Origin of the sequence: Microbacterium sp. CR_7 (genome assembly GCF_041954755.1) — a bacterium.
Lineage (GTDB): Bacteria > Actinomycetota > Actinomycetes > Actinomycetales > Microbacteriaceae > Microbacterium.
The window spans coordinates 230,001-244,977 of the sequence record NZ_JAVAYF010000003.1 but is presented as its reverse complement, the minus strand read 5'-3'; the positions used below and the strand labels follow the sequence as shown (position 1 = coordinate 244,977).

The 14,977-nt window shown below is 68.9% G+C and carries 11 protein-coding genes; 7 read left to right on the top strand and 4 right to left on the bottom strand.

Going from position 1 to position 14,977, the window contains the following annotated elements; all coding sequences use genetic code 11:
* The first annotated feature begins 3 nt into the window (after window positions 1–3).
* A complete protein-coding gene (locus tag RAC81_RS07335) occupies window positions 4–783 on the top strand; it encodes an IclR family transcriptional regulator (RefSeq protein WP_375081744.1) in 780 nt (259 codons plus the stop codon).
* Between the two features lie 88 nt (window positions 784–871).
* On the opposite strand, the gene RAC81_RS07330 is transcribed toward RAC81_RS07335, so the two are convergent.
* Entirely contained in the window at window positions 872–2,674 is a 1,803-nt protein-coding gene (locus RAC81_RS07330; RefSeq protein ID WP_375081743.1) for a class I mannose-6-phosphate isomerase, read from the bottom strand.
* Between the two features lie 106 nt (window positions 2,675–2,780).
* Entirely contained in the window at window positions 2,781–3,794 is a 1,014-nt protein-coding gene (locus tag RAC81_RS07325; RefSeq protein WP_375081742.1) for a LacI family DNA-binding transcriptional regulator, read from the bottom strand.
* A 194-nt stretch (window positions 3,795–3,988) separates the two neighbouring features.
* Between RAC81_RS07325 and RAC81_RS07320 the strand changes: the two genes are divergently transcribed.
* The 6 genes from RAC81_RS07320 to RAC81_RS07295 all read left to right on the top strand — a co-directional run bounded on the left by RAC81_RS07320 (window position 3,989) and on the right by RAC81_RS07295 (window position 12,303).
* Complete coding sequence (locus RAC81_RS07320) at window positions 3,989–5,233, top strand: ABC transporter substrate-binding protein (protein ID WP_375081741.1); 1,245 nt, start codon at window positions 3,989–3,991, stop codon at window positions 5,231–5,233.
* Between the two features lie 5 nt (window positions 5,234–5,238).
* Entirely contained in the window at window positions 5,239–6,135 is an 897-nt protein-coding gene (locus RAC81_RS07315) for a carbohydrate ABC transporter permease (RefSeq protein WP_375081740.1), read from the top strand.
* On the top strand, window positions 6,132–6,953 hold the full coding sequence (locus RAC81_RS07310) for a carbohydrate ABC transporter permease (protein WP_375081739.1): 822 nt from the start codon (window positions 6,132–6,134) through the stop codon (window positions 6,951–6,953). The genes RAC81_RS07315 and RAC81_RS07310 overlap by 4 nt, the downstream gene beginning before the upstream one ends.
* 39 nt (window positions 6,954–6,992) lie before the next feature.
* Window positions 6,993–7,934: an ROK family protein gene (locus tag RAC81_RS07305; RefSeq protein ID WP_375081738.1), complete on the top strand. Its 942-nt coding sequence runs from the start codon at window positions 6,993–6,995 to the stop codon at window positions 7,932–7,934.
* Between the two features lie 71 nt (window positions 7,935–8,005).
* A complete protein-coding gene (locus RAC81_RS07300; RefSeq protein ID WP_375081737.1) occupies window positions 8,006–11,131 on the top strand; it encodes a hypothetical protein in 3,126 nt (1,041 codons plus the stop codon).
* Between the two features lie 62 nt (window positions 11,132–11,193).
* Window positions 11,194–12,303 (top strand): GntR family transcriptional regulator, encoded by a 1,110-nt coding sequence (locus RAC81_RS07295; protein WP_375081736.1) that lies wholly within the window; start codon window positions 11,194–11,196, stop codon window positions 12,301–12,303.
* A gap of 166 nt (window positions 12,304–12,469) precedes the next feature.
* Here the strand turns inward: RAC81_RS07295 and RAC81_RS07290 are convergent, their stop codons facing one another.
* The gene (locus RAC81_RS07290) at window positions 12,470–13,594 is read right to left on the bottom strand and encodes a glycoside hydrolase family 76 protein (protein WP_375081735.1); all 1,125 of its coding nucleotides are present in this window, start codon (window positions 13,592–13,594) and stop codon (window positions 12,470–12,472) included.
* A 101-nt stretch (window positions 13,595–13,695) separates the two neighbouring features.
* Complete coding sequence (locus RAC81_RS07285) at window positions 13,696–14,949, bottom strand: ABC transporter substrate-binding protein (protein ID WP_375081734.1); 1,254 nt, start codon at window positions 14,947–14,949, stop codon at window positions 13,696–13,698.
* Window positions 14,950–14,977: the final 28 nt, after the last annotated feature.

Below are 14,977 nucleotides of genomic sequence, written 5' to 3'. Positions count from 1 at the left end.
GGCATGGCGGCAGAGGTGCAGCAGGGAGTCGGCCGGGCGGCGGCGGTGCTCGAGGCGATCGCGAGTGCGACGGGTGGGCCGCCCCGTGCCTCCGACATCTCACGCGCCACGGGGCTCGGCGCATCCACGATCGCCCGCATGCTGACGACCCTCGAAGAGCTGGGTTACGTGTCGAAGGTCGACAACGGCTACGCGATCGGCGCCGAGGTCATGTCGCTCGCGAGCCGCGGACTCAACCAGTATCCGATCCACCGCGAGAGCCGCACCCCCGTGCAGGAGCTCGCCCAGCGCACGGGCTTCAGCGCGAACGTGGCCGTACGCGTCGGCGACAGGGCCGTGTACCTCTCGCACGCCGAGGGCGAGCTCGCGCGCAAGTCGCACACGATGGTCGGACTCGGGCAGCCCCTGCACGCATCCGCGCTGGGCAAGTGCCTGCTGCTCGGCCTCACCGCGCAGGAGCGACGCGATCTGCTCGGCGATGATCTGCCGAAGTACACCGTGAACACGATCGGCGACCACGCCGCGCTCGACGCCGAGCTCGACCGCGTCGCCCGCGACGGGTACGCGACCGAGGACCAGGAGCTGGCCCTGGGGCGGCTGTGCGTCGCCGCGCCCATCCGCGATGCGACCGGGAAGGCCGTCGGGGCGATCTCGCTGTCCGGCCGCCTCACGATGATGCGCGACTACGGACTCGACCGGCTGCAGGAAGACGTCGTCGAATCCGCCGACCGCATCAGCGTGGCCCTCGGCCTCATCTCGGCGGTGCCTCCGACTGTGCGGTGAGCCCGGGCCTCCGCCCCATCCCCCTCGGTCGTTGAGCGAGCACGGCGGAGCCGAGCGAGACGGAACGCGGTGCCCTCCGCAGAACGGCTCACGACGTTTCGTCTCTGTGCTTCGCTCCTACGGCGGTGCCCCGGACGAATGCCTTCACGGTCGCGCATTCCGTGCCGATACCCGCGCCGTGTGGACGGATCGTGTATCTGCCGACGGCCGCCGGGACGATGAAGGTCTCGGCGTAGTGCACGACGAACGGCTCGAACGCTGCGGTGGGGGATTCGACGATCGCCTCCGCCCCCTCGACGAGGTTCAGCACGTTCACCGTCCCGCCCGTGTCGTGCGGCACGGCATCCGTGAACCAGTGGCGGCGCACCTCGATGAACTCGAGCCCGTGCAGGCCGGTGCGCTCTTCCCGCCAGCCGTCGCCCTCGGTGATCGGCTCGACCTGATCGATGAGGTTCTCGTCGGTCCATGCGGTGTCGCGCTCCCACTGGATGTTCGCGAGCGCGTGATCGAGGTGGATCGGCCGGGGCACGCCGTCGAGACCCACGCGGTCCCAATCCCACATCTTGAAGGTGAAGATGTACGGCGTCGCCGAGATCTCGAGCACCATCGAGTTCGCTCCGGAGCAGTGCACAGTGCCGGCGGGGATCGAGAAGTGGTCGTGCTTCTTCGCCGGGTAGGTGTTGACGTAGTCCTCGGCGGGGAACGAGATCTCCCCGTCTTGCGCGCGTGCCAGATCGGCGGCGAGCCTTTCCCGATCCACCCCGGTCTTGAGTCCGAGGTACACGACGGCATCGTCGTCGGCATCCAGCAGGTAGTAGCTCTCGTCCTGCGTGTACGCCATGCCGAACCGATCGTGGATGTACTCGGTGAGCGGATGCACCTGCAGCGACAGGTTGCCGCCGCCCATCGTGTCGAGCAGGTCGAAGCGGATGGGGAACTCGGCCCCGAAACGCGTGAACGTGCGCTCGCCGAGGAGTTCCCGCGGGTGAGAGAACACCAGGTCGATGGACGGGATCTGGAAGACGTCTTCTCCGTCGCTCAGGAGCAGGCTGTTCTCTTCGGGCACGCCGTCGAACGACCAGGCGTAGTTGGCCTCCGACGCGTCGAGGCCGCAGACCTGCTTCATCCACTGCCCGCCCCAGACGCCGGGATCGAAGTAGGGCACGACGCGGAACGGGCGGCGGGCTGCCACGGCCAGCGTCGCGCGGAAGGCGTCGCCGGTGATAAGGGCCGTGGCCCCGGCCCGGTTCGCGTCCAGCACGAAGTCGGCGGTGCCGAACAGAGGTCGCTTGTGCCGATCGGCAGCGCGCCACTCGAGGAAGAAGCCCCTCTTGATCTTGCGCAGCGAATCCTCGTCGGCGTTCTCGGCGTGCCAATTCGGCATGCCGCGGCGGTAGCGCAGCTGGATCTCCCACCGCGCCATCTCGACGAGCGCGGTCACGTCGGCTCGCGTGAGAGTGGCTGCGCCCCAGCCGAGCAGCACGGTCGGACCGGTGCGGCGCTCGACCCGGGCGCGCAGCGCGTCGCGCTTCCCCGCGTCGTAGAAGGCGTCGATGGTCGCGTGCGACATGATGCCGAACACGCGATCGTCGGTGAGGGTGTGCGCGAATCGCGCCGCCAGCTCGGACGCAGGCAGCGCCGCCGACTCCGCATCGACGATGTCGAACCCGGGAAGACCGGCGCGGATCTCGTCGGCGAGCGCGGCGAGGTCGGTGCCCGGGTAGGCGTCGATCGCGATGAGCGCCCGATCGCCCGCAGACTCCGCGGCGCCGCGGAGCGCGCGCCAGACATCGGCGCCACGGCGGATGGTCTCGCCCGGCGGCAGTCCGATCACGGGATGGCGGTCGTAGGAGGACGTACGCTCATCGACGTGCGCGGGGGTGTGGGGCATCGCTGCAGCCTTTCGTTCCGGATGCCGACGCGGGAGCCGAGGAGGCCGCGGCGCTGATATCGTTATCAACGTATATCACGTCCGCCGGAAACGCATCACGCGGATCTCATTCCCGGAAGCGCGTGGGCAACTCGACCAGCTGCGGCTCGCTGTCGGGTGCTGTGAGACGCTGCATCATCATGCGGGCGGCCGTGCGACCGAGCTCGCGCGGATCATGCTCGATGACCGAGAGGTCGAAGGGCACGAGGCTCGACAGCTCGAAGTCGTCGAAGGCCACGATGCGCATCCCCGCGGCGAGCTCGGGATGCTCGGCGAGAGCGCGCAGCGCGCCGATGGTGTTGCGGTTGTTCGCGCTGAAGATCGCGGTCGGCGGATCGTCGCTCGTCAGCAGTTCGACCATCACGTCGTGCGCAGCCGCGTCGTCGTTCTGGCCGGCTCGCATCAGAGAGGGATCGATCGCGACGCCGACCTCGCGGTGCGCTCGTTCGAAGCCGAGGCGCCGTCGCCGGCTGGTGAAGACCGAGGCCCGGTTGCCGAGGAAGGCGATCCGACGGTGCCCCTGGGCGAGCAGAGACGCAGTGCCGTCTCGCGCTCCCTTCTCGTCGTCGACGAGCACCACGTCGGCGGTCACGCCGTCGACCTGTCGGGAGGCCAGGGCGAGCGGGATGCCGGCAGCCACCGCCGTGCGCAGGTGCGTGACGTCGTCGCCGGCGGGGACGACGATGAGTCCGTCGACCTTCCGCCCGATGAAGTCGTTCACCAGGGCGCGCTCGCGCTCGATGTCCTCGCCGCTGTTGCCGACGAGCAGGAGCATTCCGTCGGTGGTCACGATCTCCTCGACGCCGAGCTGCACCTGCGCGTAGTACGGGTTCGCGACATTGGTGATGATGACGCCGATCAGGCCGGTGCGCTGCCCGGGTCGGAGGCTCCGGGCGTTCTCGTTGCGGCGGTACCCGAGGGCGGCGGCCGCGTCGAGCACCGCCTGCACCTTCTCGGGTCGCACGTTCGGTCCACCGCTGAGCACCCGCGACACGGTCATCGGCGAGACGCCGGCCGCCGCGGCGACGTCCTGGACGGTGGGCGCGGCGGTGCCTCGATTCTTCGCAGGGCGACCGGTCATGCCGTCATGGTATCGATACATCCGGGCCCGCCCGGGTATCGCCGAGCGAGCGGCATCCGTCCGTGGGGTGCCCCCGACGACTTGCGATGGATCGCTTGCCCTCGTCTTCTCGACCGTGTTACAGTCCGTCTCTGATAACGATATCAATCCGATGATCGCGATACCGATCCTCGACCCGAACGAAGGAGTTCCGTGTGAAGTTCTCGCGAAGAATGGCTGCAGGCGCGGCCGTGCTCGTCACCGTGGCAGCGGTCGCCGGATGCGCCGGCTCGACCTCCGCATCGTCGTCGGATCTGCAGTTCGTCACCGACAAGAGCTGGGACTTCGAGAAGTTCTCCGCCGTGTCGAAGGACGACATCGACGTGTCGCTCGACCCGGCGTACTACGCCGACCAGAACGCGTTCCAGGCGTTCATCAAGCAGTCGTTCCGCTCGAACAAGGCCCCGGGACTGTTCACCTGGCACACCGGGTCGTCGCTCGAGGATCTGGTGTCGGAGGGACTCGTCGCCGAGACGACGGACATCTGGGAGAAGGCGGTCGCCGACGGCGACATCAGCGAGTCGGTGAAGGATCTCTACACGATCGACGGGAAGCAGTACTGCACCCCGATCAGCGTCGACGACTGGGTCATGTACTACGACAAGCGCACGTTCTCGGAGCTCGGGCTCGAGGTCCCCACGACATGGGACGCGATGATGACGGTCGCCGACACGCTCGTCGACGCCGGCGTCGCACCGTTCTGGAACTCGGGCGGCAACCCCTGGGCGTTCGTGTGGTTCCAGATCCTCACGGCGGGCACCGATGTCGAGCTGTACAACGATCTCGTCTCCGGTGAGGCGAAGTTCACCGACCCCGAGGTCGTCGACGTCATGAACGTCTGGCTCGACATGAAGGAGAAGGGCTACTTCTCCGACCCCGGCTCGAAGACCCCGGGCGAGACGCAGATCAAGGACCAGGAGGTGGCGATGATCCCCTTCGGCACCTGGTACGCGAGCACGCTCGACACCGTCGGGCTGGAAAGCGGCACCGACTGGGGCGTGTTCCCCATCCCGAACGTGAACCCCGAGCAGGAGGTCACTCCGGTGGCCATCGAGACCGCCCCTGCCTGCGTGCCCGAGAAGTCGGCGCAGCGCGAGCTCGGACTCGAGTACTCGGAGTGGTGGATGGGCACTGACGCGCAGACCGCGTGGTCGGAGCAGCAGGGCAATCTGCCCTTCAACCCGAACGCCACGGCATCCACCGAGGAGTTCCAGAAGATCGGCGAGGAGTACACCGACCCGAAGTACACGTTCTACCTGCGCTACTACGAGGCGGCCCCTGCGCCGATCCTCACCTCGTCGCTCGACCAGTTCACGGGGTTCATGACGAACCCCGGTGACCCGATGCCCTTCCTGGAGGGGATCCAGGCCACGGCGGACGAGTACTGGAGCGAGCATTGAGCCGGATGCCGGCTCACACCGCGCGGCAGCGCGACGCCTGGGCCTTCATGGGCCCGGGCGTCGTGGTGGTCATCCTCGCGCTGTACGTCCCGGTGCTGTACACCGTCTACCTGAGCTTCACGGAGTACGACGGTCTCGGCGACCCCGAGTGGATCGGCGTCGAGAACTACGTGGAGATGTTCCGCGACCCGGCGATGCTCACCTCCATCCTCAACACCCTGGCCTGGGTGGGCGGCACCCTGCTCGTGCCCGTCGGACTCGGCCTCCTCGTGGCGTATCTCGCCTACGGGCTTCCCGGCGCCGCGTGGCTGCGCGTGCCGTTCCTGATCCCCTACGCCCTGTCGGGTGTCGCGGTCGGCGTGATCTTCTCGTTCGTCCTGCAGAATGGGGGCGCCCTGTCGCAGGCGCTCGCGTTCCTGAATCTCCCGGGGTCGGAGCTGCGGTGGCTGCAGGATGCACCGCTGAACACCGTCGTCATGATCCTCGCTGCCTCGTGGCAGGGCGTCGGCGTGAACGCGCTGCTCTTCACGGTCGGACTCCAGTCGATCCCCAAAGAGCCGTTGGAAGCGGCGAAGCTCGACGGCGCAGGAGGGTTCCGGCTCTTCGGCTCGATGGTGTGGCCGCTGCTGCGGCCGACCACGACGATCGTCGTCGGACTGTCGATCGTGAACAGCCTCAAGACCTTCGACATCGTCCAGTCGATGACCCAGGGCGGCCCCAACCGGGTGTCCGAGACGCTCGGCGTCACGATGTACCGCGAGACGTTCCTCAACAACGAGTACGGCATGGGCTCGGCCGTGGCCATCTTCCTCACGGTCGTCACCGTCGCCGCATCCGTCATCTACCTGCGCCGCCAGCTGTCGCTCGGCGAGAGCGCACCGAAGGGAGCGCGACGCGCATGATCTCGAAGATCCTCCGCTACGGCATCCTCATCGCCATGGGCATCGTGTGGCTCCTTCCGATCTACCTGCTCCTCGCGAATGCGGGCAAGGTGACCTCGGAGTACTCCGGCTCGCGACTGTGGGAACCGGGCAACCTCGGGAGTCTGTGGACGAACATCGTCGACGTCTTCACGACGACCGATGTGCCGTCCGGCCTGTTCATCACCCTCGTGTACGCCATCATCGCGCCGGTCATCGCCGTCGTGCTCGGCGCGGCCGTCGGCTATGCCGTGATCGCGCTGAAGCTGAAGCACGGGTTCTTCTGGTTCTTCGTCATCTTCTGCGGCACGGTCTTCCCGCTGCAGCTCATGGTGATCCCGCTCTTCGCGGCCTACTCGCAGGTCGGACTCTTCGACACCGCGGTGGGCATGATCCTCATCTACTCGGTCGTGTGCCTGCCCTTCTCGGCGTTCGTGATGCGCAACTTCTTCGCGGGCATCGCTGAGTCGGTGTTCGAGGCGGCCGTCGTCGACGGCGCGAAGCCCTGGCGCATCTTCACCCAGATCTACCTGCCGATGTCACGCAGTGCGCTCGTAGTCGTCTTCATCCTGCAGGCGACCTGGGTGTGGAACGACTTCCTGCTCGCGCTCATCCTCACCCAGAGCTCGGAGACCCGTCCCGTGATGCCCCTGCTGCAGGCGCTGCAGTCGGTGCAGGGCGGCGGGTCGGCCTTCACGGTGCTCTTGACGGCGGCGTTGCTCGTGTCCATCCCGACCGCTCTGCTGTTCATGTTCACGCAGCGCACGTTCCAGCGCGGCCTCGCTCTGGGGCAGTACTGACCGATGCGTGGTGCGATGCAGGATGCGAGAGTACGAGTGATGAGCGACGATGCGAGCAGCGCCACCGCAACGGTGGAGGCGTCGCTGTGCGGGGTCGTGGAGGTCGGCGGGAGTCACGCGACGGCGGCGGTCGTCGAGCTGCTCGGGTCGTCGGCACGGATCGTGGAGTCGGGGACACGAGCGCTCGACCCCGCTCTGTCGGCGGACGCGCTCCTCGACGGGTTCGTCGCACCTGTGCAGCGGCTCACGGCGTCGCTCGTGACCCGGTGGGTCGTCGCGATGCCGGGCCCGTTCGACTACGAGCGGGGCGTCGGCATCTTCGGCGACGTCGCCAAGTTCGACGCCCTCCGCGGCGTCGATGTGGGGGCGGGCATGGCCTCACGTCTCGGCCTCGCGCCTGACCGCATCTCCTTCGTGAACGACGCCGCCGCATACGCGCTGGGGGAGTGGGCGTTCGGCGCCGACACCCGCGCAGACCGCCAGGTGTGCGTCACGCTCGGCACCGGAGTCGGCTCGGCCTTCCTCGATCACGGGCGGATCGTGACCGGGGGTGACGGCGTCCCGCCCGACGGCTGGGTGTACCCGCTGGAGTTCGAGGGCCGACCCCTCGAGGACACGATCTCGACGAGGGCCATCGTCGCCGACCACACCCGCCGCACGGGCCGTTCGTGCACCGTGAAGCAGATCGCCGCCGAGGCGGCGGAGGGACAGGCGGATGCCGCGGCCGTGCTCGACCACGCGATGCGCGCCCTCGGACGCGCGCTCGCACCCTGGCTCGCGTCGTTTCGCGCCGATCGGCTCACCGTCGGCGGCTCGATGGTGCGGTCCTGGCCGGTGCTCGTCGACGCTCTCCTCGACGGACTCGCACGCGGCGGCGCCCCGGACCGGCTCGACGTGACTCCCTCGCGGCTTCTCGACGCCGCGCCACTGCTCGGCGCCGCCCACTGGCTCCGCAGCCGCGACCTTCCCGCCTCCGTCTGACCGCGGCAGCACCCGACCGATCCCCCAACTTCCGACTGATCCCCCGCACCCCGACCCTGGAGCATCCGATCATGAAACCGTCTTTGATCTCCGCAAGCCCGTGGACCGGAGAGGAGGCCCGCGAAGGCCTTCTCCAACGAGCGACCGCCGCTGTCGCCACCGTGGGCTCGCACGCCGTCCGCGTCATCCCCGAGCCGTTGCAGCGGCAGGCGGGCGGGCAGAGCGCTCGCAGCGTCCGGGTGGTGATCGAAGGAGACCGCGCCGCCGACGCCGACGCGCTCGATGTGCAGATCGCCGATGCGGACGGTCGCTCGCTCGCTCTCGACCGGGCGACGGCTCCGGCAGGATCCGTGCGCGTGCTCGTACCCGCATCCGCCGACCCCGTCGATGTGGTGGTGCGCGTGCCCGAACTCGGGGAGGAGTCGATTTCCGTACGGCTCGACGGCGTCCGACCGTGGAGCGTGCACGTGGTGCATCACTCGCACTTCGACTTCGGCTACACCGACCCGCAGGCGGCGGTGATCGCCAACCAGCGGTCGTACCTCGATTCGGCCGTCGAGCTGATCCATCGCACCGCAGACTGGCCGGAGGAGTCGCGGTTCCGCTGGAACGCCGAGGCGCTGTGGTCGTTCGACGACTGGGAGCGCCATCGCACCCCGGCCGAGATCGACGAGCTCGTGCGCCTGGTGAAGGAGGGGTCGATCGGGCTGAGCGCGATGCCGTACAACCTGCACACCGACACGTGCTCGACCGACGAGCTGCACGAGCTGCTCGCCTCGGCGCGTCGCATCCGCGACCAGTACGGCATCGCGTTCCGCAGCGCGATGCAGACCGACGTGCCCGGCCAGGTCGCCGGTCTTCCCGACGCGCTGTCCGACCTCGGGGTGCGGTATCTCGCCGTCGCGCACAACTGGGCTGGGCGATCCGAACCGCATCGCAACGGCGGTCTCGACAATCCCCGGATGTTCCGCTGGCAGTCGCCGGCGGGCAAGTCGGTGCTCGTGTGGATGACCGACAGCCCGCACGGCCTCGCGTACATCGAGGGGCCGATGGTCGGGTTCACCGAGTCGTTCGAGACCCTGGAGACCGTGTTCTCCGCGTACCTCACGTCGCTGTCGACGAAGGGCTATCCGTTCCCCCCGGGTGTGTTCGGTGCGCACGGCGAGGAAGACCCCGGCCGTCAGCCCTACCCGTGGGACGTGCTCCACGTGCGCACGCAGGGCTTCATGGGCGACAACGGCCCCGCTCGCCTCCACCTCTCGGAGCAGGTGCGGCAGTGGAACGAGACGTGGGAGTATCCGCGGCTGCGCGTCTCGCGCAACGAGGACTTCTTCGAGGAGGCCGAGGCGCGTTACGGCGAGGAGCTCGTGACCTTCGAGGGCGACTGGGGAGACTGGTGGGTGGAGGGCGTCGGGTCGGGCGCGGTGCCGCTCGCCCTCGCCCGTGAGGCCCAGGCTGCGGCCCCGGTCGCGCGCTCGATCTCGCAACTGTCCCGGTGGAGCGGCGGCGATTCGGTCGCGTCGGAGGCAGCCGACGCCCGCGCGGCGTACGAGGCGATCTCGATGTTCAACGAGCACACCTGGGGAGCCAGCAACTCCTGGACCCATGGCGACGAGGGATACGACTCGGGCGAGCGGCAATGGCAGTGGAAGGTCGGGCACGCGATCGCCGCTCACCAGCGCACGGTCGACGCGACCGAGCTGGCGTTGCACCACCTCGGGCAGGCCGTCGCTCCGGCGGAGGAAGCTCTCGCGAGCTTCGTCGTCGTGAACGTGGCGGGTCACGCCCGGTCGACCACCGCGCGGGTGCTCGTCAAGGAGTCGCAGATCCCGCTCGATGCGCAATTCTCGGTCGTGGATGCGCGGTCGGGTGACGTCGTGCCCCACACCGTGGAAGACCAGGGCAACTCGCTGCACCGTGAGTCAGGGCGCTGGATCACCTTCCCGGTCGCCGACGCGCCGGAAGTCGGGTGGGTGCGATTCGACCTCGTGCCCGCCGATGAACCGGTCGCGACCCCGATCGTGCATCCGCTGCAGACCGGACGCCGGGAGGACATCCTGGTCCTCGAGAACGAGCATCTGCGGGTCGAGGTCGACGACCGTCGTTCGGTGATCCGCTCGCTGGTCGAGAAGTCGACCGGCCGCGAGTGGGTGAACGGCGACTCGTTCGCCGGGTTCAACGGCTACGTCTACGACACCTACGGCAGCTCGGGGGCCGGGGTGAACCACCTGGCGAACAAGCTCTCGGTCTCGCCGCGCCTCGAGCTGCTGGCGTCGCGCACGGTCGGCCGGCCGGCCGTCGTCGTGGAGCGCGTGGACGACGCGATCGAGCAGCGGCTCGTCTACGAGTTCCCCGCCGACGGCGTGGACGCCGTGCAGGTCACGCTGCGTCTGCGGCACGGCGACCCGACGCTGCTGATCGAGAACCGCGTCAGCAAGCCGGTCACGCGGGTGAAGGAGAGCGGGTACTTCGTGTTCCCGTTCGCGGCGGCCGACCCCACGGTGCGGCTCGAGGTCTCCGGAGGGGTGACCGGCGACGGCATCGCCCACATCCCGGGAGCGCCTCAGCACATGCGGGCCGTCCGCAACTGGGTCACGGTTGCGGACGGCGCCGAGGGCGCCGACGCGGTCGCCTGGGCGACGAAGGATGCTCCGCTCGTGCAGACCGGGGCGATCGCGTTGCCGTACTCGCCGTTCCCCGCCAGCACTTCGCCTGACGAGCCGTCGACGGTGATCTCGTGGTTCCACAACAACGTGTGGGACACGAACTTCCCGATCGAGCAGGGGTTCACTGCGACGTTCTCGTATGCGATCGGCGTGCGGGCCGCGGAGTCGGAGAGCGTCGAGGCGCTGGCCGTGTCGACGGCATCCGCGGTCGCACGCCCCCTGCTGGCCACCACAGCCGCCGGGCGAGGCACTGCCGAGCCGACCGCCTCGTTCCTGCACCTCGACGACGACCGCATCGCTGTCATCGGAGTCGGGGCGGCCGAGGAGCCGGGGTGGTCGCGAGTGCGGCTGCAGTCGTTCGCTGACGAGCCGTCGCGGGTGCGGATCGCGCTCGCCGGAACGGATGCCGCGCGCCGCACGACCCTCCTCGGCGATCCCCTCGGCGACCTCTCGGTCGATGACGGCGCGGTGACGCTGGAGCTGGCGCCGTTCGAGACGGTGGCCGTGGAGCTGCGGACATCGGGACGCTGATTCCCGGCGCGACGCCCCCGCACCCTGTAGATTAAATATAACTATTCGGGTGAGGGGGCGCCGTGCTCTACAAGCGGGTCTACGAGGCGCTGCGCGACTCCATCGCGCAGGGCACCTACGCCGTCGGCGACAAGCTCCCCACCGAGGCGGAGCTCTCGAAGCAGTTCGAGGTCAGCCCCATCACGGTCAAGCGGGCGCTCGACCTGCTGCGCACCGACGGCATGATCATGCGTCGTCCGCGCATCGGCACCGTCGTCACGAGCGCCACGCCCACGGCATCCGCCGCCCGCATCGCGGGGGAGTCCGACGGCGGTCCGTCGCTCATCGGCTGCGTCATCACGAGCTTCGACGACACCTTCGGCAACAAGGTCATCGAGGGCATCCTCGCCGCCGCCGGAGCCGACACCCACGTCGTGATCAAGCGCTCGGGCGGCGACCTCGCCGAGGAGGACGCCTGCATCCGCGCCCTCGTCGACGCGGGCGTCGAGGGACTCATCCTGCTGCCGAGCTCATCGGAGTACATCCCGCCGGCTGCGCTCGAGCTCGTCGCGAGGAAGTTCCCCGTCGTGATCCTCGACCGGCTGTTCGACGGCATCCCCGTGTCGGCCGTGTGCTCCGACAACCTCGCCGGCGGACGTGCGGCCACCGAGCACCTGCTCGAGCTCGGCCATCAGACGATCGGCTTCATCAGCTCGACCAGCCACGTCTCGTCGAGTGACGACCGCCGCAACGGCTACATCCATGCGCACGCGATGAACCACCTGCCGCTGGAGAACCAGGCGGAGCTGCGGACGATCGGCTCGACGGTACCGGGCAGCTCCGAGACCACCGAGCACGACATCGCCCGTCTCGTGGAGTTCGTCGAGCAGCATCCCGACATCACGGGATACGTGGTCGGCGAGTACAACATCGCCCTCATGCTGCGCGAGGCCTGCGACCGCCTCGGTCTCGCGGTTCCGACTGACGTCTCGATCGTGTGCTTCGACCACCCCGACGCCTTCTTCGACACCCGGCTGTTCCGGTACACGCACATCCGTCAGCAGCAGCGCGAGCTGGGGGAGAAGGGCGTCGAGTCCGTGCGGCGCCAGATCGCCGCGCCGAGCGAGATCGAGAAGGTCGTGCTGCCCGTCGAGCTGGTGGTGGGCGCGTCATCCGCCGCCCCGCGGCGCTGACCTCGCGTCCCCCGGCCCCGCTCCCGCCCGAGCCCCGCTCCCGCCCGAGCCCCGCCCGCCCCTCCCGAGCCCCGCTCCCCCTCACACGAGTTGGCACCTCCTGCCGGAATTCGCGAGGAATTCCCACAGGAGGTGCCAACTGAGCGGGGGCGGGGCGAGGATGCCGTCAGCCGACGACCCCCACGGACGCCGTCGCGCCGGGGGCGGAGGCGCTCGCCGCAGCATCCGCCCCGGCATCCCGTGCCTCGAGGCGCGCCCGCTGCTCCACGGCGAAGACCGCGCTGAGCAGCGTCGAGTACGGGATCCACTCGACCGGCGGCTTCGACCAGTCGTTGCCGGGGCGCAGGTGTCCGTCGACGAGGCCGTTCGCCCACAGGGCGTCGGTGCCCGCGCGGAGGAAGTCCTCGAGCGCGGCCTTCTCGTCGACATACTGCTCGTCGTCGGTGAGAGCCGCGAGGAGTTCGCCGAGGTAGCGGTAGAACACGCCCTTGAAAAGGCCCTCGTCGCCGCCGTCGCCCTCGTCGGGGAAGACGGTCCCGTCGCTGAGCTCTCGCACCGCGGTCATCGCGGTCTGCACGGCCCGATCGAGATAGGCGCGGTCGCCGGTGGCGGCGTGCAGCTCGACGGCGGCCCCGACGTACAGGCCCTGGTTGTAGGTGAACCGCCACTGCGTGTCGACCCGGCCGTCCTCCTCCCGGTTGACGCCGTCTTCGACGAACCCGTCTGCGCCCACGAGGGTGGCGGTCAGCCAGTCGAACGCCCGCCGCGCGTAGCCGAGATAGTCGCGGGAGTCGTCGAGGCGGCTGAGCCGGACGCCGAGGATGACGAGCGGCCCGTTCGCGGGCGTGTTCTTGTAGTACAGCTGCTGCTTCCGCCAGGCGAGGCTCTCGCCGAGGGTGTCGTTCCAGCCCTCCGCGATGACGTGGTCCCAGATCGCGATCGCCTCGTCGAGGAACCGCTGCTGGCCGGTCGCGCGATGCACGCGCTCCAGCGCGAGCGCGAACCACAGCATGTCGTCGAAGTAGTCGTTGAACAGCTGCCCGCCGTTGCGCTCGACGATGTTGTCGCGAGCGGCGATCGCGCGGTCGGTCCACGCGGGGTCGCCGGTGCGCAGCCAGGCGTCGACGCGGGCGTCGATCACGTGGGCGAGCCACCAGTAGTTGAAGACCTCGGTGTTGCCGCGGTCGTGCGGATGGCTGTTCGCCAGGAACTGGATGCCGTCGGCACCGAACCAGTGGTCGATGCTGTGCTGGGCGATGTCGGCTCGCGCCGACCAGGAAGTGTCGTTCATGTGTCCTTCTCGTCTGGTGGGTTTCGAATCGCTCACCTGGCAACCGGCGAGCCCCCGAAGTTGCAAGGTGAGCGATTCGAAAAGCCGGGGGGGGGGGGCGGTCAGCGGTTCTGCGCGAGGATCTGGTCGCCCTGCTCCTGGGCTTCCTTGAGCGCCTGCTCGGCCGAGATCTCGCCGGAGAGGAAGCGCTCGAGCGCCGGCACGAGGGCCTTGCCCTCGACGTCGGAGAAGCCCTGCACGTTCGGGCGGGTCTGCGCGTAGTTCATGGCCTCGATGAAGGCGGCGTAATGCTCGTCCTCGGTGAAGTAGGGGTCGTTCGCCGCCTCGATGTTGGCGGGAATCCAGCCGGCGATCTCACCGAAGGCGACGCCGTTCTCGGCCTCGGTGGTCCACCACTTCATGAACTCCCACGCGCCTTCGGCGTTCTTCGCGCCCTCGGGGATCACGAGTCCGAAGCCGCCCATGTAGGCGCCCTTGTCGCCGTTCGGCCCGGCCGGTGGCTGCACGACGCCGTACTCGAGCCCGTCGACCTGGTCGAGCGTCGACAGCGCCCACGGGCCGTCGAGCTTCATGGCGGTCTTGCTCTCGGCGAAGGAGTCGCCGGTGTCGCCGAAGCCCTGCTCGTAGACGTCGGCGTCGAGCAGGCTCTGCCAGAACTCGAGCACCTCGAGACCCTCGGGGCTGTTGAAGGCCGTCTTCGTCTCGTCGTCGTTCAGCAGCTGGCCTCCGGCCTGCGCGAGGTACATGTTGAACAGTCCGGGGTCGCTGAGGTCGAGGCCGGCCTGGGCGAGCTTGTTCCCGTCCTTGACCGTCAGCGCCTCGGCGGCGGTCTTCAGCTCGTCCCAGTTCGTGGGCGGCGTGACACCGGCTTCGTCCAGCAGCGTCTTGTTGAACAGCAGCGACCGGTTGTCGACGAGCAGCGGCAGGCCGTAGAGCTCGCCGTCGACCTCCATCTCACCGAGCGCGGGTTCGTAGAAGATGCTCGTGTCGACGGCATCCTCCTTCACGAACTCGTCGATCGGGGCGAGCGCGCCCTTCGGTGCGTAGAGAGAGGTCTGATAGCGGTCCCAGAGCACGACGTCGGGCACTTGGCCGCCCGCGAGAGACGTCAGCAGCTTCTCCTCGACGAGCTCCTGCGGCACGTACGAGACCTCGTACTCGTCCTGCGACTCGTTGAATCGCGCCGCCTGCTCTTCGAGCTGGTCGACCTGGTCGCCCGACCAGGATCCCCACATGACGACGGGCTCGGGTCCGTCTCCGCTGCCGCCGCCGGTGTCGCCGGAGGCGCAGCCCGCGACGGTGACGGCCAGGGTCGCCGTCGCGACGACGGCCAGGGCTCGCAGGTTCTTCTTCATCGAATTCTCCTTGATGGATGGTGGTGCT